Origin of the sequence: Nesterenkonia sp. YGD6 (assembly GCF_022565895.1) — a bacterium.
GTDB lineage: Bacteria > Actinomycetota > Actinomycetes > Actinomycetales > Micrococcaceae > Nesterenkonia.
In genome coordinates, this window is sequence record NZ_JAJOYY010000005.1 from 208,427 (window position 1) to 228,960 (window position 20,534).

The 20,534-nt window shown below is 68.2% G+C and carries 23 protein-coding genes; 16 read left to right on the forward strand and 7 right to left on the reverse strand.

The window, feature by feature from the left end; all coding sequences use genetic code 11:
* Window positions 1-18 precede the first annotated feature (18 nt).
* The 10 genes from LTI14_RS09820 (at window position 19) to LTI14_RS09865 (ending at window position 8,861) form a co-directional block, all read left to right on the forward strand.
* Window positions 19-930: an ABC transporter ATP-binding protein gene (locus LTI14_RS09820; RefSeq protein ID WP_241476394.1), complete on the forward strand. Its 912-nt coding sequence runs from the start codon at window positions 19-21 to the stop codon at window positions 928-930.
* Window positions 927-1,829 (forward strand): ABC transporter permease, encoded by a 903-nt coding sequence (locus LTI14_RS09825; RefSeq protein ID WP_241476395.1) that lies wholly within the window; start codon window positions 927-929, stop codon window positions 1,827-1,829. The genes LTI14_RS09820 and LTI14_RS09825 overlap by 4 nt, the downstream gene beginning before the upstream one ends.
* On the forward strand, window positions 1,822-3,243 hold the full coding sequence (locus tag LTI14_RS09830; protein ID WP_241470789.1) for a sensor histidine kinase: 1,422 nt from the start codon (window positions 1,822-1,824) through the stop codon (window positions 3,241-3,243). The genes LTI14_RS09825 and LTI14_RS09830 overlap by 8 nt, the downstream gene beginning before the upstream one ends.
* Window positions 3,244-3,337: 94 nt before the next feature.
* Window positions 3,338-4,144 carry a response regulator transcription factor gene (locus LTI14_RS09835; RefSeq protein ID WP_241476470.1) on the forward strand — a complete coding sequence of 269 codons (807 nt, stop codon included), beginning with the start codon at window positions 3,338-3,340 and terminating at the stop codon, window positions 4,142-4,144.
* A 48-nt stretch (window positions 4,145-4,192) separates the two neighbouring features.
* Window positions 4,193-5,512 (forward strand): M18 family aminopeptidase, encoded by a 1,320-nt coding sequence (locus tag LTI14_RS09840; RefSeq protein ID WP_241476396.1) that lies wholly within the window; start codon window positions 4,193-4,195, stop codon window positions 5,510-5,512.
* 212 nt (window positions 5,513-5,724) lie between these two features.
* Window positions 5,725-6,024, forward strand: a complete 300-nt coding sequence (gene rpsF / locus LTI14_RS09845; RefSeq protein WP_241465698.1) for a 30S ribosomal protein S6 — start codon at window positions 5,725-5,727, stop codon at window positions 6,022-6,024.
* 56 nt (window positions 6,025-6,080) lie between these two features.
* Window positions 6,081-6,677 (forward strand): single-stranded DNA-binding protein, encoded by a 597-nt coding sequence (locus tag LTI14_RS09850; protein WP_241465699.1) that lies wholly within the window; start codon window positions 6,081-6,083, stop codon window positions 6,675-6,677.
* A gap of 114 nt (window positions 6,678-6,791) precedes the next feature.
* The gene (gene rpsR, locus LTI14_RS09855) at window positions 6,792-7,031 is read left to right on the forward strand and encodes a 30S ribosomal protein S18 (RefSeq protein WP_036475751.1); all 240 of its coding nucleotides are present in this window, start codon (window positions 6,792-6,794) and stop codon (window positions 7,029-7,031) included.
* Window positions 7,032-7,064: 33 nt separating this feature from the next.
* Window positions 7,065-7,517 carry a 50S ribosomal protein L9 gene (gene rplI, locus LTI14_RS09860; protein WP_241465700.1) on the forward strand — a complete coding sequence of 151 codons (453 nt, stop codon included), beginning with the start codon at window positions 7,065-7,067 and terminating at the stop codon, window positions 7,515-7,517.
* 222 nt (window positions 7,518-7,739) lie between these two features.
* Window positions 7,740-8,861 (forward strand): LLM class flavin-dependent oxidoreductase, encoded by a 1,122-nt coding sequence (locus LTI14_RS09865; RefSeq protein WP_241476397.1) that lies wholly within the window; start codon window positions 7,740-7,742, stop codon window positions 8,859-8,861.
* A gap of 59 nt (window positions 8,862-8,920) precedes the next feature.
* Here the strand turns inward: LTI14_RS09865 and glsA are convergent, their stop codons facing one another.
* Both glsA and LTI14_RS09875 read right to left on the reverse strand, forming a co-directional pair.
* Window positions 8,921-9,931 (reverse strand): glutaminase A, encoded by a 1,011-nt coding sequence (gene glsA / locus LTI14_RS09870; RefSeq protein ID WP_241465702.1) that lies wholly within the window; start codon window positions 9,929-9,931, stop codon window positions 8,921-8,923.
* A gap of 680 nt (window positions 9,932-10,611) precedes the next feature.
* The gene (locus LTI14_RS09875) at window positions 10,612-11,394 is read right to left on the reverse strand and encodes an alpha/beta fold hydrolase (protein ID WP_241476398.1); all 783 of its coding nucleotides are present in this window, start codon (window positions 11,392-11,394) and stop codon (window positions 10,612-10,614) included.
* Between the two features lie 84 nt (window positions 11,395-11,478).
* Here LTI14_RS09875 and LTI14_RS09880 point away from each other — a divergent pair, with 84 nt between their 5' ends.
* On the forward strand, window positions 11,479-13,044 hold the full coding sequence (locus tag LTI14_RS09880; RefSeq protein WP_241465704.1) for a peptide synthetase: 1,566 nt from the start codon (window positions 11,479-11,481) through the stop codon (window positions 13,042-13,044).
* Window positions 13,041-14,402 (forward strand): replicative DNA helicase, encoded by a 1,362-nt coding sequence (dnaB, locus tag LTI14_RS09885; RefSeq protein WP_342357750.1) that lies wholly within the window; start codon window positions 13,041-13,043, stop codon window positions 14,400-14,402. The genes LTI14_RS09880 and dnaB overlap by 4 nt, the downstream gene beginning before the upstream one ends.
* On the opposite strand, the gene LTI14_RS09890 is transcribed toward dnaB, so the two are convergent.
* The gene (locus tag LTI14_RS09890) at window positions 14,399-15,373 is read right to left on the reverse strand and encodes an SDR family oxidoreductase (protein ID WP_241465705.1); all 975 of its coding nucleotides are present in this window, start codon (window positions 15,371-15,373) and stop codon (window positions 14,399-14,401) included. The genes dnaB and LTI14_RS09890 overlap by 4 nt on opposite strands.
* Window positions 15,374-15,466: 93 nt before the next feature.
* The gene (locus LTI14_RS09895) at window positions 15,467-15,724 is read right to left on the reverse strand and encodes a hypothetical protein (RefSeq protein WP_241476399.1); all 258 of its coding nucleotides are present in this window, start codon (window positions 15,722-15,724) and stop codon (window positions 15,467-15,469) included.
* Between LTI14_RS09895 and LTI14_RS09900 the strand changes: the two genes are divergently transcribed.
* The gene (locus tag LTI14_RS09900) at window positions 15,717-16,136 is read left to right on the forward strand and encodes a hypothetical protein (protein ID WP_241476400.1); all 420 of its coding nucleotides are present in this window, start codon (window positions 15,717-15,719) and stop codon (window positions 16,134-16,136) included. The genes LTI14_RS09895 and LTI14_RS09900 overlap by 8 nt on opposite strands.
* Before the next feature lie 76 nt (window positions 16,137-16,212).
* Here the strand turns inward: LTI14_RS09900 and LTI14_RS09905 are convergent, their stop codons facing one another.
* The 3 genes from LTI14_RS09905 to LTI14_RS09915 form a co-directional block, all read right to left on the reverse strand.
* Window positions 16,213-16,395, reverse strand: coding sequence for a hypothetical protein (locus tag LTI14_RS09905; protein ID WP_241465708.1), 183 nt, complete (start codon window positions 16,393-16,395; stop codon window positions 16,213-16,215).
* Window positions 16,396-16,519: 124 nt separating this feature from the next.
* The gene (locus tag LTI14_RS09910; RefSeq protein ID WP_241465709.1) at window positions 16,520-17,179 is read right to left on the reverse strand and encodes a pyroglutamyl-peptidase I family protein; all 660 of its coding nucleotides are present in this window, start codon (window positions 17,177-17,179) and stop codon (window positions 16,520-16,522) included.
* A 61-nt stretch (window positions 17,180-17,240) separates the two neighbouring features.
* Window positions 17,241-18,587, reverse strand: coding sequence for a galactokinase (locus LTI14_RS09915; protein WP_241476401.1), 1,347 nt, complete (start codon window positions 18,585-18,587; stop codon window positions 17,241-17,243).
* Window positions 18,588-18,625: 38 nt separating this feature from the next.
* Here LTI14_RS09915 and LTI14_RS09920 point away from each other — a divergent pair, with 38 nt between their 5' ends.
* The 3 genes from LTI14_RS09920 (at window position 18,626) to LTI14_RS09930 (ending at window position 20,533) form a co-directional block, all read left to right on the forward strand.
* Entirely contained in the window at window positions 18,626-18,760 is a 135-nt protein-coding gene (locus LTI14_RS09920; protein WP_304653871.1) for a hypothetical protein, read from the forward strand.
* Window positions 18,761-18,851: 91 nt separating this feature from the next.
* Window positions 18,852-20,102 (forward strand): pirin family protein, encoded by a 1,251-nt coding sequence (locus tag LTI14_RS09925; protein ID WP_241476402.1) that lies wholly within the window; start codon window positions 18,852-18,854, stop codon window positions 20,100-20,102.
* Window positions 20,099-20,533 (forward strand): SDR family NAD(P)-dependent oxidoreductase, encoded by a 435-nt coding sequence (locus LTI14_RS09930; RefSeq protein WP_274616134.1) that lies wholly within the window; start codon window positions 20,099-20,101, stop codon window positions 20,531-20,533. The genes LTI14_RS09925 and LTI14_RS09930 overlap by 4 nt, the downstream gene beginning before the upstream one ends.
* Window position 20,534 lies beyond the last annotated feature (1 nt).

Genomic DNA, 20,534 nt, shown 5'->3' on the forward strand with positions numbered 1-20,534 from the left:
CGGACCTAGCGTGGAGGCATGATCACAGCCAGCGGACTGAGCAAGACCTACGGTGAGCGAACCGCGGTGGACGGGATCAGCTTCGCGCTGGAGCCGGGCCGGGTCACCGGCTTCCTGGGTCCCAACGGGGCCGGGAAGTCCACCACCATGCGGCTGGCCATGGGGCTGGACCGCCCCAGCGCCGGGCAGATCACGATCAACGGCAGACCCTTCGCCGAACACCGCTCACCGCTGCGCGAGGTCGGGGCGGTGCTCGACGCCCGAGCGAGCCATCCGGGGTGGACCGGGGAGCAGCAGCTGCGCATCCTGGCCGCCACCCACGCCATCCCGAAGACCCGGGTCCAGGAGGTCATCGAGATGACCGGGCTCAGCTCCGTGGCCTCCCGGCGGATCAAGAGCTACTCCCTGGGGATGAGTCAGCGGCTCGGCATCGCCGCGGCGATGCTGGGAGACCCCGGGGTGCTGATCTTCGACGAGCCCATCAACGGTCTGGACCCCGAAGGTGTGCGCTGGGTCCGCCAGCTGGTCCGCCGACTCGCCGCCCAGGGCCGGACCGTGTTCATCTCCTCGCACCTGATGTCAGAGATGGCACTGACCGCTGATCACCTCATCGTGCTCGGGCAGGGGCGGATCATCGCCGATCAGCCGCTGGGAGACTTCATCGACGCCGCCGGGGAGACCCGGGTGCTGGTGCGCACCGAGGACTCCCAGGCGCTCATGGCCGCCCTGGCCGGAGCCGGCATCACCCTGGTCTCCCAGGATGCCGAGACCTTCGAGGTGCGCGGCATGGATGCCCGAAGCATCGGCCGTCGGGCGCTGGAGCTGGGCGTGGTGCTCCACGAGCTGGCCCCGCTGCACTCCTCCCTGGAAGAGTCCTATCTCAAGCTGACCGGGGACTACGTCGAACACCGTTCCGGAGGACTCAGATGAACCCCAACACCTCCCGCGCCCCGGGAAGCGCCGACCCCGCCACCGAGGACCTTCCGGCTGCAGACGCCGCAGCCGCGGCGCTCGGCTCCGCCGAGGTGAGCTTCTCCCGGGCGCTGCGCGCGGAATGGCTGAAGCTGACCAGCCTGCGGCTGAACTGGTGGCTCTGCCTGGCCGCCTTCGGGCTGATGATCATCACGCTGATCGCCACCGTGTTCAGCACCCGCTACCTGCTCTCCGATCCCTCGCTCCAGGGCGCCGGTGCCCAGCTGACCGGACTCGGCCTCTTCGAGAACGCCTTCTCCAGCTTCACCCTGGTCACCCTGCTGATGGGTGCGCTCGCCGCAGTCGCGATCACCACCGAGCACGCCTCGGGCTCGATCCGGTCCTCGCTGGCCGCAGTGCCGAACCGCACCATGTTCTTCACCGCCAAGCTGCTCGCGGTCTGCGGCTTCATCGCCGCGATCACCGCCGCGCTGATGGCGCTGTGCCTCCTGGTCCTGCTGCCGCTCGCCGGCTTCCATGACGTGATGCCCGCGCTGCTGGAGCCCGAGCTCTGGTGGATGGTGCTCAGCCACTGGGCGGTGGTGATCATCATCGCCTCGATCGGGTTCGGTCTCGGCGCGCTGCTGCGCAGCACCGCCGGGGCGGTGGTCGGCTACTGCCTGCTGCTGTTCAGCGGACCGATCATGCTGGGTCTGCTGCTGGCGCTCACGGACGGTGCCCGCTGGGTCGAGGAGCTGATGCGCTTCGAGATCTTCGCGCTGCAGCGTCAGTTCATCGCCGGCAGCGCCTCGATGGCCACAGACCTGTCGGTGCCCCTGGCCGGCACGCTGCTGCTGGTCTGGGCCGGCGTGGTCCTGATCCCGGGATGGCTGCTGTTCACCCGACGTGATGCCTGAGCCCGGGGTCGCCCGGCTCGGTAGAGTCGATGCCGTGATCACCCCGGCGCTGTCTGAATCCCCCGCAGGGCAGTCGATGCCGCCTGGCTTCGAGGAGCTCGCCATCGTCCGCCGGCGCGGCCTGCGCGGATGGTTCCGGCGGCATCCGAAGTGGATGAACGCGGTGGTCGTCGGTGTCTATGTGTTGCTGACCCTGTGGGTCTACCCCTACGCGTTCTACGATCTGGGCAGCGGCGCGCTGTGGCTGCTGAGCGGCTACGGCGTCATCGCGGCGGCCCTGTGCTTCCGCCGCTCCCGCCCGCTCACCGTGCTCGCGGTCGTCGCCGGGGCCGAGGCGGCGCTGCTGCTCTTCTACCCCTGGCAGGGCGTGCAGATGTTGGGACTGTGCTTCGCCGCCTACGCCGTGGCGCTCCAGCGCGGGCTGCTGGTGGGGTTGATCACCGGGCTTCCCGCCACCGTGCTGGGCTATCTGTCGTTTCTGCGCATCGACATCTGGACCTCCAGCCACGGGCCCAGCTGGTGGATGGAGAACTACTACCATCCGATGGGACTCAGCGAGTTCGAGTCGCTGAGCATCTTGGCGGTCACGATGTTCTTCAGCGTCGGAAGCTCCGCCGGCATCGGCGCGGCCGTGCGCCGCGGCCGCAGCCATGAGCAGGAGGTCCTGGAGTGGGCCCGACGCAGCCAGCAGCTGGCCCAGGTGGCCGAGCGCAATCGGATCGCCCGGGAGATGCATGACGTGATCGCCCATTCCCTCTCGGTGATGATCTCGCTGGCCGACGGTGCCCGGATCGTGGCGCGCAAGGATCCGCACCGCGCCGGAGAGGTCCTGGAGGAGCTCTCCGGGACCGGCCGCACCGCGCTGGGGGACATGCGTCGGGTGATCGGGGTGCTGCGCGAGGGTCAGGACGTCGGGGCCGCCCGGCGCCCGATCGGAGAATCGCTGGAGGACCTCTACGAGAACTTCCGCCAGGCGGGCCTTCCGCTGACCGTGAGCCTCACCGGACCCTCCCTGCCCGAGGACGCCGGCTTCGGCCTCACCGTGCACCGGATCATCCAGGAATCGCTGACCAATGTGCTGCGCTATGGCCGCCAGGTCACCGAGGTGTCGGTGCAGATCGAGCACCGCCCCGGCCCGGATCCGGAAGAGGCTCGGCGGCTGCGCGGCGAGGGACTCAGCGCCGCGGACCAGGCCGCGCTGGGGATGCCCGCCGCCGGGCAGGTGGTGCTCACGATCACCGATGACGGAGTGCACCCCACCCATGGGGAGCGCCGCGAATCGGTGGGCAGCGGGCAGGGAATCCACGGCATGGAGGAGCGCGCCGGCTTCTACAACGGCTCGGTCTACGCAGGCCCGGCAGCGCGCCGGGGCTGGATGGTGCGCGCGGTGCTGGAACCGCCGCAGAAGGGATGACCAGGTGAGAAACATCGACGACGACGCCGCACGCCCACCGCGCACCGAGGCCGCACCGCCCGAGGCGGAGCCCAGGACGGGTCCGCTGAAGGTGATGCTGGTCGATGACCAGCACCTGCTGAGGATGGGCTTCCGGCTGATCCTCGAGGGCGAGGAGGATCTGGAGGTCGTGGCCGAGGCCGCGGACGGGCTCGAGGCGCTGCAGGTGCTGCAGGCGCTCACCCCGGCGCAACGTCCAGACGTGGTGCTCATGGACGTGCGGATGCCCCGGATGGACGGCATCGAGGCCACCACGAAGGTGGTCGCGCAGTTCCCGCAGACCCGGGTGATCATCCTGACCACCTTCGACCTGGACGAGTACGCCTTCTCCGGGCTTCAGGCCGGCGCCAGTGCCTTCCTGCTCAAGGACGTCACCCCGGAGGACCTGGTCCACGCCGTACGGGTGGTGGCAGAGGGCGACGCGGTGGTGGCCCCGCGGATCACCCAGAGGCTGCTGGAGGTCTATCTGCGCGGCGGGGCCCCGACCGAACCTGCAGCACCGGAGCGCCCCGGCGCCGGGGCGGCTCGCGGAGCGCGCGGCGGTGCCCGGACTTCCCGGACTTCCCGGACTTCCGGGACTGTCGGGGCTGCCGGCGCTGCCGCCAGACCCCTGCCCGATGGGCGAGCGATCGCTGAGGCGATGGATGACGGAATCCCGCGCGAGCCGCTGACCCAGCGTGAGACCGAGATGCTCTTCGCCGTCGCGGAGGGCCTCTCCAACGCTGAGATCGCGGCGAAGTTCTTCCTCTCCGAGGCCACGGTCAAGACCCACGTGCGCCGGATCCTGACCAAGCTGCAGCTCCGAGACCGGGTGCAGGCAGTGGTCTATGTGTTCCAGACCGGACTCCTCGGGCCGCTCTAGTGCCGCTCCGGCTCCGCGGAGTCGGGGCCGCTGATTAGGATGGCGGGCATGACAGCACAAGAGCTCATCGAAGATCTGGCCGCCTACGTGAGCGCCTCGCCCTCGTCGTATCACGCGGCGGCCGTGGCGGCGCAGCGCCTGGTCAGCGCCGGATTCACGCAGCTGGGCGAGCATCAGGACTGGCCCACCGAGCCGGGTCGCCATGTGGTGGTCCGTGACGGCGCCGTGCTGGCCTGGGTGGTGCCCACCGGCGCCGCACCCACCACCCCGCTGCGGATCCTCGGTGCGCACACCGATTCCCCGGGGTTCAAGCTCAAGCCCAAGTCCACGCTGATCAGCAATGGCTGGCTGCAGGCCGGCGTCGAGGTCTACGGCGGACCGCTGCTGAACTCCTGGCTGGACCGTGAGCTTTGCCTGGCCGGGCGCCTGGTCACCCGTGACGGGGCCACTCACCTGGCGGCCACCGGCCCGGTCGCCCGGATCCCGCAGCTGGCCATCCACCTGGACCGTCAGGTCAACGAGGGGCTGAAGCTGGGCAAGCAGGCGCACACCAGCCCGATCCTGGGGCTCGCCGGCTCCACCGAGCAGGCCGCGGCCGCCGACGTGCTGGCCCTGCTGGCGGAGTCCGCCGGGGTGGACCCCGCCCAGGTGGACGGCTACGACGTGGTGCTCGCCGACGCCCAGGCGCCGGCGACCTTCGGTGCGGCACAGGAGTTCCTCGCCTCGAGCCGACTCGACAACCTCTCCTCGGTCCACGCCGGGCTCAGCGCCCTGATCGGGACCGCCGAGGAGGCCGAGACCGGTGTGGTCATTCCGATGCTCGCCGCCTTCGACCACGAGGAGCTGGGCTCGGCGTCGCGCTCCGGTGCGGCCGGGCCGTTCCTGGAAGAGGTGCTGGGCCGGATCTATGAGGGGCTCGGCCGTGCGGCGGGCCAGCCCGGCGCCACCGCCACCCAGCGGGCGCAGGCGCTGAGCGCCTCCTGGCATCTCTCCAGCGACGCCGGACACGCGGTGCACCCGAACTACTCCGAACGACATGACCCGGCGAACCGCCCGCTGCCCAACGGCGGTCCGCTGCTGAAGATCAACGCCAACCAGCGCTACACCACCGATGCCCCGGGGGCGGCGATGTGGGCCCAGGTCTGCCGCGCCGCGGGCGTCCCCACCCAGGAGTTCGTCTCCAACAACGACCTCCCCTGCGGCTCCACCATCGGCCCGATCACCGCTACCCGGCTGGGGATCCGCACCGTCGACGTCGGGATCGCGCTGCTCTCGATGCACTCGGCCCGGGAGATGTGTGGGGTCGAGGACGTCGAGCATCTGCGGGACGCGGTGGCGAGCTTCTTCACCACCGAGCTGAACAGCTGAGCTCGCCCTCGACCCCACACGCGATCTCCACAGCTGAACAGGCCCGTTCGTCACGCTGGCGCAAAGCCGGTATCATGATGCAGGTTGTCTGACCTGGTTTCATCCTGCCCTCATGCCGAGGGTCGGACGGACGGGCTCAGATGCAGATGCAGATAGACCCTCCTGTTACGGAAATCCCGTGACCGCAAGGCCAAAGGAGGTGGGTTAACACAATGCGTCACTATGAACTGATGGTGCTCGTCGACCCCGAGGTTGACGAGCGCACCGTGGAACCGACTCTCGGCAAGTACATGGAGGTCGTCAAGAAGGACGGCGGCACCGTGGACAACGTCGATGTCTGGGGCCGTCGCCGCCTGGCTTATGAGATTCAGAAGAAGACGGAAGCGGTCTACGCCGTCGTCAACTTCCACTCGACTCCCGACGCCGCCGCCGAGCTCGACCGACTGCTGCGCCTGAACGAGACGATCATGCGCACCAAGATCACCCGCCCCGAGGAACAGAAGATCGAATAATCCTCCAGGTGGTCCATCCACCTGTCAGGGCGAACCAGCAACCAAGGAGCACTTCCATGGCCGGCGAGACCATCATCACCGTTGTAGGCAACCTGACGGCAGATCCAGAGCTCCGCTTCACCCCTTCGGGTGCCGCGGTCTCCAACTTTGCCATCGCGTCTACGCCGCGGTTCTTCGACCGTCAAGCAAACGAGTGGAAGGACGGAGAGACTCTCTTCGTCCGCTGTTCCCTGTGGCGTGAAGCCGCAGAGAACGCCGCTGAGTCACTCACCAAGGGCACCCGCGTGATCGCGCAGGGCCGCCTGAAGGCTCGGTCGTTCCAGACCAAGGAGGGGGAGAACCGCACCTCCTGGGAGCTCGACGTCGATGAGATCGGTCCCTCGCTGCGCTTTGCGACTGCCAGCGTCCAGCGTTCGAGCGGCGGCCAAGGCGGCCGTCCGAGCGGCGGAGGCGGCTTCGGCGGAGGCAACACCGGCGGCAACGCCGGCGCGGCCTCCGGCGGCGGCTTCGGTGGAGGAGGCTCCGGCGGCGGCGCGTCATCCGGCGGCTCCGGCGGGTGGAGCAACGACTCCGCTCCGCAGGATCCGTGGGGCGGCCAGCCCTCCGGCGGCGGAAGCTGGGGCACCCCTGACAACAACGAGCCACCGTTCTGAGCCTGAGAAGCGCCACGCGCTCCTCAAGCCCGCGAACAGCGGCTTGAACTCACACACTATTCACCATCCCGCATCCCACAGGTGCGGGCTCCGAGAATGAAAAGGAGCACCACGATGGCAAAGGCTGAACTCAAGAAGCCAAAGCCCAAGGCGAACCCGCTGAAGGCTGCTGACATCACGGTCATCGACTACAAGGACACCGCTCTGCTGCGGAAGTTCATTTCCGACCGAGGCAAGATCCGCGCACGCCGGGTGACCGGCGTGACTGTCCAGGAGCAGCGAAAGATCGCCCAGGCGATCAAGAACGCTCGCGAAGTCGCACTGCTGCCGTACGCCGGCGCAGGCCGCGGCTGATCCAGGACTGACTGGGAAGGAAAGGAACAACCCATGGCAAAGCTCATCCTGACTCAGGAAGTGACCGGTCTCGGCGCCTCCGGAGATGTGGTCGACGTCAAAAGCGGCTACGCACGCAACTATCTGTTGCCGCGTGGCTTCGCAATGGCCTGGACCAAGGGCGGCGAAAAGGATGTGGAGCGCCTGCGCTCCGCTCGCAAGGCTCGCGAGATCGCAACGGTCGAGGAAGCACAGGCAGTGGCCACCAAGCTGCAGTCTGCCCCCGTGAAGATCACTGTGAAGACCGGCGACTCCGGTCGCCTGTTCGGAACCGTCGGTTCCGCACAGATCGCCGATGCAGTCGAGGCCTCCGGCCTGGGCTCCATCGACAAGCGCACCGTCGAGATCCCCGCACGCATCAAGGCAGTCGGCAACTACAAGGCGACTGTCCGCCTGCACGCTGATGTCTCAGCGACCCTCGACCTTCAGGTCGTCGGCTCGAAGTAAGCAGCACGCAGCATCCCAGCCGTTCGCGGCTGAGACCTGAGAAAGCCTCGGACTCCTTCAGGAGGCCGGGGCTTTCTCGCGCCGCGGGCGCATTCTCCGAAGGTTGGCGGGCCTCCGGAGCGGGGAATGCCGAATGGCGGGTGCCGGTTATGGTTGATGTCGTACAAATTTCAATCAGTGGCCGGCACGGCAGGGTCACCCAGGACGGCGCAGGGAGCAGCCATGCAGTTCGGCGTATTCAGCATCGGCGACATGACACCGGATCCGAGCACCGGTCGGGTCTCCACCGAGCACGAGCGCATCAACTCGCTGGTGGCCATCGCCAGACGCGCCGAAGAGGTCGGACTCGACGTCTTCGCGGTCGGCCAGCACCACAACCCGCCCTTCGTGGCGCCGGCCAACCCGCCGATCCTCATGGCCTACCTGGCGGCGCAGACGCACCGGATCCAGCTCTCCACGGCGACCACGCTGATCACCACCACCGATCCGGTGCGCATCGCCGAGGACTACGCCTTTGCCCAGCATCTTGCCCAGGGGCGGGTCGACCTGACCCTGGGACGTGGGAACACCGGCCCGGTCTACCCCTGGTTCGGCAAGGACATCCGCGCAGGGATCCCGCTGGCGGTGGAGAACTACGCGCTGCTGCACCGGCTCTGGCGTGAGACCGAGGTCGACTTCTCCGGGCGCTTCCGCACTCCGCTGCAGGGATTCACCTCCACGCCGCGTCCCCTCGACGACATCCCGCCCTTCGTCTGGCACGGGTCCATCCGATCCCCGGAGATCGCGGAGCAGGCGGCGTACTACGGGGACGGCTTCTTCCACAACAACATCTTCTGGAACAAGGAGCACACCGGGCGGATGATCGACCTCTACCGCTCCCGCTACGCGCACTACGGCCACGGGCCCGCCGAGCAGGCCATCGTGGGACTCGGCGGTCAGGTCTTCATGCGCCGGAACTCCCAGGATGCGATCCGCGAGTTCCGGCCCTACTTCGACCGGGCGCCGGTCTACGGCGGCGGTTCCTCGCTGGAGGACTTCAGCGCGCAGACCCCGCTGACCGTGGGCACCCCCGACCAGGTCATCGAGCGCACGCTGAGCTTCCGCGACTACGCCGGGGACTATCAGCGTCAGCTCTTCCTCATCGACCACGCCGGTCTGCCGCTGAAGACCGTGCTGGAGCAGATCGACCTGCTGGGGGAGGAGGTCGTCCCGGTCCTGCGGCGAGAGGTGGCCGCCCGCGCCCCGCAGAGCACCCCTGAGGCGCCTACGCACGCGGTGCTGGTCCGACGGCGCGCTGAAGGCCGAGACCCCGTCCCAGGAGGCGGCAGAGGGGCCGCCGCCTGACCCTGGTCCGAGCCCGAGGACTCGGGGTGGCCGGCGGCGGCTGAGCCTGAAGGTTCAGCTCAGCTGCGGCGTTCCAGTTCCTCGATGACGTTGATCCGCTCATTGCTCATCAGATGCAGCGAGAGCTCGTTGGAGAGGTGCTGGAACATCGCCACGCCCTGGACGCTGCTGCCCTCGTCATTGAGCCGCGGCGCGAAGGAGGCGATCCCGACCTGGCCGGGGAGCACCCCGATGATGCCGCCGGAGATCCCTGACTTCGCCGGAATGCCGATCTGGGTCAGCCAGCGTCCCGAAGCGTCGTACATGCCGCAGGTCGCCATGATCCCCAAGGTGGTGCGGGCAGATTCGGCCGAGACCACGCGCTGACCGTTCTCCGGGTTGATTCCGTTGTTCGCCAGCGTGGCGGCCATCCGGGCGATGTCTTTGACGTTGACCAGGATCGAGCACTGGTCGATGTATCCGCGGACGGCTTCATCGGGCTCGGTGTCCAGCGAGCCGTGGGACTTCAGCATGTGGGCGATCGCCATGTTGCGGTATGCCGTGGAGTACTCCTCCTCCGCCGCGTCCCAGTCGATCTCGAGTGCGCGTCCGGCGAAGGCCGACATGCCGTCGAGGATCCGGGTGGTCCGGCTGCGCACCTCTGAGGTGCGCGACGCGCTGTCCCGGCCACCGGGATGCTCCTCATGGCTGGTGTGGTCCACCAGGTGGTGCGTCGCGATGGCCCCGGCGTTGATCATCGGATTCAGCGGGCGCCCGGTGCCGCCTTCGAGGGAGAGCTCGTTGAAGGCCTCCCCGGAGGGCTCCATGCCGACCATCTCGCGTACCCGGTCCAGGCCGATGTCATCCAGCGCGAGGGCATAGACGAAGGGTTTGGAGATCGACTGGATGGTGAACAGGTGCTCGTCGTCGCCGGCGGAGCATTCCTGGCCGTCTGCGGTCGCCAGGGCCAGCGCCTGCAGGTTCTCATCGGCGTCGCGCAGCCGGGGGATATAGGCGGCAAGCTTGCCGCTGACATCCGCGCTGGACTCCTTGAGGACCTCGCGGAGGTACGTGTTGATCGATTCTTGCACCGGGTGGCTCCTCGGGGGTTGGTCTCCCCACGCTACCCGCTGGGAGCTGGGGATCTGCTGGACGGGTTCTCACCAGGGTGTGGACAACTTGTGGAAAACAGGGCGACGGAGGGGCCATACACCTAACGGCGGGGTTACGGCAAGGCGACGGAATGGTGGAAAAACTGGTATCTCTATTCCTCCGTGCACAGGTGAGTTGCTACAAAACTGCACCTCAGTGGAGATATCCACGGGTTATCCAACTGTTATCCACAGCTTCCTGCACATGTTGTGCACAAGACACGCCGCATAGTCCACATTTACTCCACAGGCAGCAGCATTTCGCTCTATTGCCCCTGCCGGGCTCGGGACCTAAAGTGTGGAAAGTCCCTCGGACGTGAATATTGGCTGGGCCCCGCCCAGCGCGCATTCACGCGGCGCCGCAGTCAGCGGCGGGAGCGGAGACACGGGGCCGGGAAGCGTTTCGCCGGCCGTCCCGTGGTCGACGTGTCCGAGGCCTCGGAGAATCCGAGGAGATCCTGGTCCCCGCACCTCTGCGCTCCGCTGCAGGAGGCCGAGCGGCAGGATCTGAAGGCACATCGGGTCGCCGGGAGACCGGCCAAGGGAAGGGGATCACGCGCTCATGGCTCGTGATCCTGCTGCGTCCCCCGGCGATCCGATCTCCGCCACAGGCCTGGGCCTCACACGGGGTGTGCGGCGATGAACCGTGACACCCGGCGCGGCCAGGTACCCAGCTCCTCCGGGGTCTCGGCGATCTGCAGCTGCGAGTTCGGGATCAGCTGGTGCAGCTTCTCAGCGGTGGAGACCGGGTGTGCGTAGTCATCCACCCAGGCCAGGAGCAGCGTGGGAACCGAGAGCTCGCCGATCTGCTCAGCACCGGGAAGATCGCTGACCCCGGCCCCGCGAAAGATCGAGGGCAGCAGCTCCTGGCTGACTGCCGGGACGCGCTCCTTCGGCCGGTCCGCCAGGGCGGGCGGCGGAAGCACCTGTCGGCCCACCCGCACGAAGGCCCCGATCCCGTGATCCTCCACCAGTTCGGCCGACTTCTGGTAGGTCGCCGCCTGCCCGGCACGGGTGGCCCACGCGGTGGGGGGCACCATCAGGGTCAGCGTGGCAAAACGGTCGGGATCGCGCAGCGCGGCATAGAGCAGCGTCGCGGCGCCCATCGAGGGTCCCGCGGCGTGCACCTTCTGTCCGGGGGCGAGCTCATCGAGCAGCTCGAGCAGGTCATCGGCGAGCCGCGGCCAGACATAGTCCTCAGGCACGGCGCGCCCGGTGGAGGAGCCGTGTCCCCGCGCGTCGTAGCGAAGGACTCGGCAGTCTTCGAGGCTGAGCGTCATGTCCAGACCGGCGCGCTGCTCGCGCGAGGCACAAGAGGTCAGCCCGTGCAGCTGGACGAAGATCGGACCGTCGCCGGAGATCTCATAGGCGAGCTTCGCCCCGGCTGTCTGGAAAAGCCCCACGGTCTTCGACTCCTGAGTCTCAGGTGAACAACAAGTTGCGCTGGAAACATCCAGGCGAACTGAACGCCATCTACACTACGCCGTATGCGCTTGACCAATGTGGCACAGATGCACGCCAGGCCCGGACGTCTGTCCAGCTACTCGGTGGTGGCCCAGCTCGCCGTCGACGATGCGGCGAGGCGGACCTCCGACGTCGGCTTCGGGGCGGGACTCCCGGGGGCCGGGGTGCCGGCCGCCGATCCCCCCGGCGGGCTCCCGGTGTCGTTCGACCAGAACCGCCATGTCAGCTTCGGGTCCAGACCCGGATCCTGGATGGCGGTGTCCTTCCAGCTCGACGGTCCGGCTTCCCTGGACGAGATCGCCGCCGCCTGGCAGGTGGTGATCCAGCGCCACGGGACGCTGCGCACGGTCTTCGACTGGCGGCCCGAGCATTCCCCGCGCCGCAGTGACACGCATCACTCCAACACCGGGCCTGGCGGAGATTCCGGCGGACCGGTCAGTGACCTGCTGCTGCGCGAGGTCGCGATGCTGCCCGGCACCTGGGAGCAGCTCTCTGCTCCCGAGCGGCCGCGCCGCCCGATCAGCTTCAGCGTGGATCGCGGTGCGGCGCTGAAGACCGCACACCTGGCCGCGCCGAGCGACCAGCTCAACGCGGCGGAGGTCAAGGCCGCCCTGCGCGCTCATTTCGACGCCGTCTGCGATCCATTCGGCACGCCGTCGCACCGGCTCTGCGTGATCGACGACGGAGAATCCGCGGCTGTGCGGGACACCGCCGGGTCACCACAGATCGTCATCGGCTCTGACCACGCCCACGTCGACGCCTGGTCCCTGCTGGTGCTGGTGCGGGACTTCAACGCCGTTCTGAACAACCTGCGGGCCGGCCGTCCCGCGGCACATGAGCTCCCGGTGCCGGAGTCCTTCGCGGCGCACACCACCGCGATGGAGGCCAAGCCGTTTCCCCCAGAGGAGATCGTCACCCGGTGGCGAGAAATCCTGGAGGCCGGAGGTGGAGTGATGCCGACCTTCCCGCTGCCGCTGGGGGATATCTCGCTGCCGGTGAGTGAGAAGGTCGAGGTCCGCGACGTGCTGGACTCCGCGGAGCTCAACAAGCTCGAGGCCCATGCCAGGGAAGAGGGGGTCAGGCTGATCGCCGTCGCGGTCTCGGTGATGACCCGGATCTTCCGCGAGCTGGGCGACCAGCCGCTGCGCACGGTCTTCCCGGTGCACAGCCGCGATGAGCCGCGCTGGTTCGACTCGGTGGGCTGGTTCATCACCAATGCGGTCCTGGAGAACGAAGACGACAGCCTGCGCGGCAGCTATCAGGCGGTCAAGGAGGCGATCCGGCTGGGCTCGCATCCGATGGCACCGATCATGCGGCCCTACGGCGGGATGCCCGCCGAGCCGGGGATGTTCGCGATGAGCTGGCTGGATCATCGCCGACTGCCGATCAATGTGGACGAGGCGCTCAATGCTCAGCACGTCTCCGCGGTGGTCCAGACCGACGGGGTGATGATCTGGTTCGTGGTCAACGAGACAGGACTGCATCTGCGCTGCCGCTATCCCGATACTCCACAGGCTCGCGAGACGATGCGCACCTGGCTGGATGCGGTGGTCGAAGGACTGCGTGCACCGAGTATCGTGGAGGGGTGACTACCGAGCTCTACAACACCGGATCCCCCGCGGGGGTGGACTCCCGCACGCCCCCGCAGGACATGGTGGCGGAGCAGTCAGTGCTCGGCGGCATGATGCTCTCCAAGGACGCCATCGCCGACGTCGTGGAGGTTCTGCGCGGCTCGGACTTCTACCGACCCGCGCATGAGCTGATCTACGACGCGATCATCGATCTCTACGGCCGCGGCGAGCCCGCCGACGTGGTCACCATCTCGGATCACCTGACCAAGCGCGGCGAACTTCAGCGCATCGGCGGCCCGGCGTACCTGCACAACCTGGCCCAGTCGGTGCCCACCGCGGCGAACGCCGGCTTCTACGCGGAGATCGTGCGCGAGCGCGCCATCCTGCGCCGACTCGTCGACGCCGGCACCAAGATCGTCCAGCTCGGACACACCGCCGACGGTGAGGTCGAGGGCATCGTCAACCAGGCGCAGTCTGAGATCTACAACGTGGCGGAGAACCGGCAGAGCGAGGACTATGTCTCACTCTCCGAGATCCTGGGCCCCACGATCGACGAGATCGAGACCAACTCCGCCCACGACGGGGGACTCACCGGCATCCCCACCGGGTTCCGCGAACTCGATGACCTGACCCATGGCTTCCACGGCGGACAGATGATCATCATCGCCGCTCGTCCGGCCATGGGTAAGTCCACCCTGGCGCTGGACTTCGCCCGCGCCGCCGCGGTGAACAACAAGATGACCGCAGCCTTCTTCTCCCTGGAGATGGGGCGCAACGAGATCGCGATGCGTCTGCTCTCCGCAGAGTCCCGGATCCTGTTCTCCGACCTGCGCAAGGGCAATATCCGTGATGAGGACTGGGAGAAGATGTCCGAGGCGGTGGACCGGCTCAATGACGTGCCGCTGTTCATCGATGACTCCCCGAACATGTCGCTGATGGAGATCCGGGCCAAGTGCCGCCGGCTCAAGCAGCGTCACAACCTCAAGCTCGTGGTGCTGGACTATCTGCAGCTGCTCTCCTCGGGCAAACGTGTCGAGTCGCGCCAGCAGGAGGTCAGCGAGTTCTCCCGTACCTTGAAGCTGCTCGCCAAGGAGCTTGATGTCCCGATCATCGCCCTCTCCCAGCTGAACCGCGGGTCCGAGTCCCGTCCGGACAAGAAGCCGCAGGTCTCCGATCTGCGTGAATCCGGTTCGATCGAGCAGGATGCGGACATGGTCATGCTGCTGCACCGCCCTGAGGTCTATGACAAGGAGACCGAGCGCGCCGGCGAGGCCGACATCATCGTGGCGAAGAACCGTAACGGTCCCACCCGGGACATCACGGTGGCGTTCCAGGGCCACTATGCCCGCTTCCAGGACATGGCCCGCGACTTCTAGCGGTACTGCGAGGCCTCGAGCTGTGCGGCGTCGGTGGTCTCCATCTCCGTGATGAAGCTCCAGGCGTCTGGCCGGGACCCATCGACGTCGGTCAGCTCATAGTGCTGAGCCAGCTCGAAGGAACTGGTCGACCTGGTGTTCCACCCGGCCCGCGCCGGGTCTGCGGCCAGGGCCGTGATGCCGCGGGCGAGCATCGCCGGGGTCTCAGAGATGACGAACTCATACGGCGGCACCACCTCGGTCTTCCCGCGGTTGGCCTCTGCGGCGGCGCGCCAGGTCTGCTCGGTCACCCCGAAACCGTCGAGCATCATCTCTGAACGCAGCCAGCCGGGGGAGACCGAGACGGCGGTCCCGCCATGGGGCGCCAGCTCATGGCCCTGGGCGAAAGCCAGTCGATCCACTGCGGTCTTGGTCAGGTCGAGGAAGGCGTTCTCCCGGAAGTGGGAGGCGTTGTAGCGGCGGGTCCCGTCGGTGACCTCCACCACCAGGCCGCCGGGATTGCGGATGAGCAGCGGCAGGGCGCTGTGGCTGGTGTTCAGATGAGTGGTGAATCCGGTGTCGAAGAGCTTCTTCCCCGCCGCGAGGTCGTAGTCCCACAGCGCCTTGCCGAACTCCACATAGGCTTCCCCGCCGATGTCATTGACCAGGATGTCCAGACGCCCGTGATTCTCGTCGATCCGCGCGATCAGGGCGCGGACCGCCTCGATCTCGAGGTGATCCACGATCACCGGATGCGCCGTCCCGCCGGCGTCGGAGATCAGCCGCGCAGTCTCCTCCACGGTCTCGGAACGGCCGTAGTCAGACGGCGCCTCTGGGGACGAGCGGCCGGTGCAGTAGAGAACGGCCCCGGCGCCGGCGAGCTCACGAGCGATTGCGCGTCCGGCGCCACGAGTGGCCCCGGTGACCAGCGCGACCCGCCCGGAGAGGTCGAACCGTGGGGATGCAGCAGCCGATGTGGATCGTGCGGACATGACGGGCCTCCCGGAGAAGTGATCTGGTGACTGTCAGGGTCTCAGGGATTCCCGAGATTCTCCGCCGAGGGTTCTGCTGACTCGGACGAGGATTCAGAAGGAGCCGAGGATGACATCGATGAAGGTGAATCCCAGCGTGCCGTAGAGCAGTCCGATCCACAGTGAATGGGTCAGGGACTTCCAGAACTGGCCGGTGGCGATGAGCAGTCCGAAGGCGGCCGGGGTGCAGGCCATCGCGTAGCCGCCCACCAACATCCAGAGGCCGGTGAACTCACCCAGGGCCAGCATGTAGAAGCCCACCCCGATGGTCCAGATCATGGTGAACTCGAAGAGCAGCGCGGCGATGACCACGGTGACGACCGCTGCCCAGAGATACCGGCCCCAGTCCCCGGCGATGCGCCGCAGGGCGCTGGGCTGCTTCCGCTGTGCGGACGCGGACCGGGTCCTGCCGGTTGACCGGGGGCCTCGGTTGGGCCTCGGGCTGCCGTTGGGTCGGGTGCTGCGGGAGCCGGACTTCCCCGAGGGCCGAGACGGAGCACGGGATGACCCGCCGCGCGAGCCCACACTGCGCGAGCTCACACCGTTTCGCGAGGCTGTGCCGGCCCGTGATCCTGTGCCGGCCCGGGGAGCGGGAGAGGAGGGTCGTCGCGCCGCCGTCGCGCTCTTCTTCCTGGTCGGAACCGAGGATCTGCCGACAGGCTTCTTGGCCGCGGACTTCTTGCTGGTGCTCACAGCCTGTCAGCGTACCGGCAGTCAGTCGTGACCAGGGGACTCTCCGAAGCGGCGAGGTGAATCCACCGGGATCCTCGGGGGATTCACAGCGGCTGCCCGGCGCTGGGTCAGATGCCGCCGAGGTAGGGCAGGACCAGGAGAAAGACGATCACCCCGATGCCGACGCCCAAGGTGATCGCTACGGTGGCGTCGGAATTGGACCGTCCGAGTTCAGGGGCGCGCGCGGATGCGGGTTCGGGGGCCGGGTGATCCAGCTCCCGGTGAGTGGGACGTGCGGGATGAGATGACATTCGTGCACCTCGCTTGGCAGAGCCGTACCGGGTGGATGGGAAATGCGTCCTGACCTGGAGTCTAGGAAGTATCTCTGAAAATGAGCTGGGCAGGAGGTAAACCCTGGCCGGGCAGCGCCGGAGCTCAGTGCAGCAGGCCGGCGGGCACCTGGAGATCGGGTCCCTGGTGCAGCGACTCGGTGATGAGCAGGTCCACGGCTCGCGCGGCCTGCGCGCGGCTCACCGGGGATCCCGCGCGGGACAGATCCGGGACATGGACGAAGCCGGCGGGCACGGATGCCGGGGCCGCGTGCAGCAGCGTATAGAGCAGGCTGTTGCACACGAAGCTGCCCGCGCTGAGCGAGAGCGCCACGGGGATTCCTGCGCCGCTGATCGCGGCGTGGGCGGCCTTGAGCCGCAGGGTGGCGAACAAGGCCGGAGGCCCGCCCGGCACGACGGGCTCCTCGGTGGGCTGATGCCCGGCGTTATCCGGTATCCGGGCGTCGCGCAGATTCAGGCCGACCCGCTCCAGCCGCACCGCCTCCGTGCCGGCTGCCAGGCCCACGGAGATCACCAGGTCCGGTGCGGCGACGGCCATCTGTTCGAGCAGGAGCTCGGCGCTGACGTGGAACTCCACCGGCAGCAGCGCCGTGCGCACCGTGACGTCGCCGTGGACCTCCTGGGCCCGCAGAGCGCCTCGCCCAGCGGCCTCGGAGAGCTCGGCGACCACGTCCCAGGAGGGGTTGTGGTCCATCCCGGCGAAGGGCTCGAAACCGGTCAGCAGCACCGTGCGCGTGGAGTTCATCGGGCGCACGGATCAGCGGCGCGACCGGCGATTCCGGTGCCGCGGGCGGTCTGGGGCGAGGTCACAGTGCCTGGGCCGCGGCGGAGGGTGCGACGTCGAGCAGCCGGATGCGGCGGCTGATGCGCTCCAGCGCCGCGGTGAGCTTGGGGATCGCCGCGGGGGTGATCAGCACCAGCACCGAGCCGCCGAAGCCACCGCCGATCAGCCGGGCGCCTTCGGCGCCCTGGGCCAGCGCGGTCTCCACCACGAGGTCGGCGATGTCGAAGGAGACCTCCGCGTCGTCGCGCATGCTCATATGTCCGGCAGTGAGGATGTCTCCGACCGTGGAGGCGATGTGACGCACGCCGTAGGCCTCCCCCGAGAGCAGGTGATGCAGCTTCTCGGATCGCACCATCTCGGTCAGGGCATGGTGAAGCCGACGCCGGCAGGCCTCGACGCTGCGACCGTCGAGGGTCTCCAGCTGTTCCGCGAGCCGATCGAACTCCTCGAGCACGTGGGAGACATCGGCCTTGCGCGGCTGCTCGGGCAGCGCATCACGGAGCCGGTCGAGACCCAGCAGGCGCGTCGCGGCCTCGGCGTCTGCCCGACGATCCCCGAACTGGCCGTCGGCAAGCCGATGCGCCTCTCCGGTGTCCACCGCGATCAGTCGGTAGCCGCGCAGGATGCAGCCGATGTCCAGCGGGGTGACGCTGAAGTCCCGGCAGTCCAGCGAGAGCACCTTGCCCGGGCGGGCGCGCATCGCTGCGGTCTGATCGAGGCCTCCGGTGCCGGCGCCGACGACCTCCACCTCGGCCCGCACGCAGGCGGCGGCCAGGTCCTTGCGGTTCTCCCGGGTCAGCGCGGCGTTGAGATCCTGCAGAGGATTGTCCTGGCCGAACGGAGTGCCCAGAGCGAGGAACGCGAGGATCGAGGCACATTCAAGGGCAGCCGAGGAGGAGAGCCCTCCGCCGATGGGCAGCGTGGACACCACCAGCAGATCGGCGCCGAAGTCCGCATCGACCGCAAATGCCGGCTGGGACCTGCCCAGTTCGCGCAGCGCCCAGAGCACCCCGGAGACGTAGTGGCTCCAATGCCCCGAAGCATCCTGTCCGGAGGCGGCCGCGGCGGGTCCGATCTGGTCCGGGGTCACCGTGGTGATCCCGTCGTCGAGTGAGGCGTCCAGCGTGCGCAGCCGAAGCTGGCCGTCGGTGCGCGGAGCCGCGGCGACGTAGGTGCCGTGGGCCAGGGCCATCGGCAGGCAGCGGCCGGCGTGGAAATCGATGTGCTCGCCGTTGAGATTGGCTCGGCCCGGGGCGAACCAGGTACCAGAAGCTGCCCGGCCATACTCCTGCTGGAAGCGGCTGACCAGGTCAGATTGGATCTCTTGTGGCTCGCCAGGGGCAAGCCAGACGGCATCGGTAGTTCGCACGGTGTTCCATTGTGCCAGTAACAGTGGCTTGGTGTTCCATGGGGATGACCGGCGGTGCCGCGGATTCGCCGCGGCAGCCGGAGGCGATCGCGGAGAAGGCCCACGCCTTCTGCCCCTGTTCCAAGGCCGCCCGCGGCAACACCAAGGTCGAGGTCACCGTCACCGACGACTGACGCCCTGCGCCTGGAGCGGAAACTCTGGGCTTATTGATTCAATATTGAAATACTCGACTTCGAACCCGGTCATCAGGATGAGGAGACGGCGATGAGCACCACCGAGCGCGAGCCCCAGGAACAGGTCTGCATCAACGGGCCCTACACCTTCGAGGGTCTGCGTGACGGTGTGACCCGCGCCCAGGACGGAGTCGAGCTGCTCGAGCCGCGCACGGTCCCGCTGGGCGGTCCGCGGGCGATGACCGTGCGCCGCACCCTGCCGCAGCGAGCCCGCTCACTCGTCGGGGCATGGTGCTTCCTTGACTTCTACGGCCCCGACGATCTCACCGAGGCCACGCCCATGCGGGTGCCGCGGCATCCGCACACCGGGCTGGCCACCGTCTCCTGGCTCTTCGAAGGCCGGATCGACCACATGGACTCCGCCGGAAACTGGGCCACCGTGCGCCCCGGCGAAGTGGCGCTGATGAACGCCGGCAGCGGGATCAGCCATTCGGAGTACTCCTCTGCGGACACCGCAGTCCTGCACGGCGCCCAGCTCTGGTACGCCTTCCCCGATGCGCATCGATTCGTGGAGCCGTCGCTGGAGACCCATCGCCCGGAGCCGGTCCAAGGGCCGGGCTGGGAGGCTCAGGTGTTCCTCGGTGAGCTGCTGGGCCGGCGCTCGCCGGTGAAGACCTATATCCCGCTGACCGGGGCCCAGCTGCGGCTCGAGCCCGGCACGGTGCTTCAGATCGAGGTTCCCGCGGCCCACGAGCACGGACTGCTGCGGATCTCTGGCGCGGTCCGGCTGAACGGCGCCCTGGTGGGGGAGGATCATCTGGCGGTGACCGAGGTCGGGGCCACCACGCTGCGGGTGGAGGCCCTGGACGAGCCGGTCCTGGCCCTGCTCATCGGCGGAGAACCCCTGGGCGAGCAGATCGTGATGTGGTGGAACTTCGTCGGGCGCAGCCACGAGGAGATCGCGGCCTTCCGCAGCGCCTACCAGGCCGAGATGGGCTTCGAGCCACCGGCGGAGGGTTCACCGCTGCGCGACCATGTGGGTGCGGCTGAACACGCTCCCGACGGCGACGACACAGGGGGCGACGCAGGTGACGACAGAGGCGGCGCCACGGAGGGCGGCACCACTGAACGGGCGGCCCGGGCCGATGGTTCGGAGCACCAGATCCCGGTTCCCGCCGGGGCGCTGGGGAACCCGGTGCACGGGAGGCTCCGCGATGCGCTGGCCGAGGCCCACTACGACGACGGCCGGATGTTCCCGCAGTTCGGGGACTTTCCACCCGGTCAGGCCGCGCCGCTGCCGGCCCCGGAGCTGCCCAACACGCGGATGAAGCCGCGCGGCTGAACCGGCAGGCTCAGGCGCGACAGGGTTTATCGAGCGCCATCTGCTGGCGGCGCAGACGCGCCCGAGAGGCCCAGGCCGGGAGGCGGCTCAGCACGCACATGGTGAACATCGTCGACCGCGAGGCTGTGGACGAGCTTCCCGGACTCATCACTCAGGCCCATGGGCCCGTGGACGGGCTGATCAATGTGGCCGGGATCATCCAGCCCTCCGTCCCCGTGGAGGACCTCGACCTCGAGGTCATCGAACGCGTCTTGGACGTGAACTTCTGGGGCACTCTGCACATGGTCAAGGCCTTCCTGCCCGGGCTCAAGGCCCGCCCCGAGAAGGGGGATCGCGATGATCGCCAAGAAGATGAATCACCTCGTGGTGGAGGGGTCCGTGAAGGCCGGCGTCTGAACCAGACAGCTCGGTCGGGGTTCTCGCCGCTGTGAA

Coding starts and splice junctions, on each gene's coding strand:
- LTI14_RS09820 (WP_241476394.1), top strand. CDS start 19: ATGATCACAGCCAGCGGACTGAGCAAGACCTACGGTGAGCGAACCGCG.
- LTI14_RS09825 (WP_241476395.1), top strand. CDS start 927: ATGAACCCCAACACCTCCCGCGCCCCGGGAAGCGCCGACCCCGCCACC.
- LTI14_RS09830 (WP_241470789.1), top strand. CDS start 1,822: ATGCCTGAGCCCGGGGTCGCCCGGCTCGGTAGAGTCGATGCCGTGATC.
- LTI14_RS09835 (WP_241476470.1), top strand. CDS start 3,338: ATGCTGGTCGATGACCAGCACCTGCTGAGGATGGGCTTCCGGCTGATC.
- LTI14_RS09840 (WP_241476396.1), top strand. CDS start 4,193: ATGACAGCACAAGAGCTCATCGAAGATCTGGCCGCCTACGTGAGCGCC.
- rpsF (WP_241465698.1), top strand. CDS start 5,725: ATGCGTCACTATGAACTGATGGTGCTCGTCGACCCCGAGGTTGACGAG.
- LTI14_RS09850 (WP_241465699.1), top strand. CDS start 6,081: ATGGCCGGCGAGACCATCATCACCGTTGTAGGCAACCTGACGGCAGAT.
- rpsR (WP_036475751.1), top strand. CDS start 6,792: ATGGCAAAGGCTGAACTCAAGAAGCCAAAGCCCAAGGCGAACCCGCTG.
- rplI (WP_241465700.1), top strand. CDS start 7,065: ATGGCAAAGCTCATCCTGACTCAGGAAGTGACCGGTCTCGGCGCCTCC.
- LTI14_RS09865 (WP_241476397.1), top strand. CDS start 7,740: ATGCAGTTCGGCGTATTCAGCATCGGCGACATGACACCGGATCCGAGC.
- LTI14_RS09880 (WP_241465704.1), top strand. CDS start 11,479: ATGCGCTTGACCAATGTGGCACAGATGCACGCCAGGCCCGGACGTCTG.
- LTI14_RS09890 (WP_241465705.1), bottom strand. CDS start 15,373: ATGTCCGCACGATCCACATCGGCTGCTGCATCCCCACGGTTCGACCTC.
- LTI14_RS09900 (WP_241476400.1), top strand. CDS start 15,717: ATGACCACGGTGACGACCGCTGCCCAGAGATACCGGCCCCAGTCCCCG.
- LTI14_RS09905 (WP_241465708.1), bottom strand. CDS start 16,395: ATGTCATCTCATCCCGCACGTCCCACTCACCGGGAGCTGGATCACCCG.
- LTI14_RS09910 (WP_241465709.1), bottom strand. CDS start 17,179: ATGAACTCCACGCGCACGGTGCTGCTGACCGGTTTCGAGCCCTTCGCC.
- LTI14_RS09920 (WP_304653871.1), top strand. CDS start 18,626: ATGGGGATGACCGGCGGTGCCGCGGATTCGCCGCGGCAGCCGGAGGCG.
- LTI14_RS09925 (WP_241476402.1), top strand. CDS start 18,852: ATGAGCACCACCGAGCGCGAGCCCCAGGAACAGGTCTGCATCAACGGG.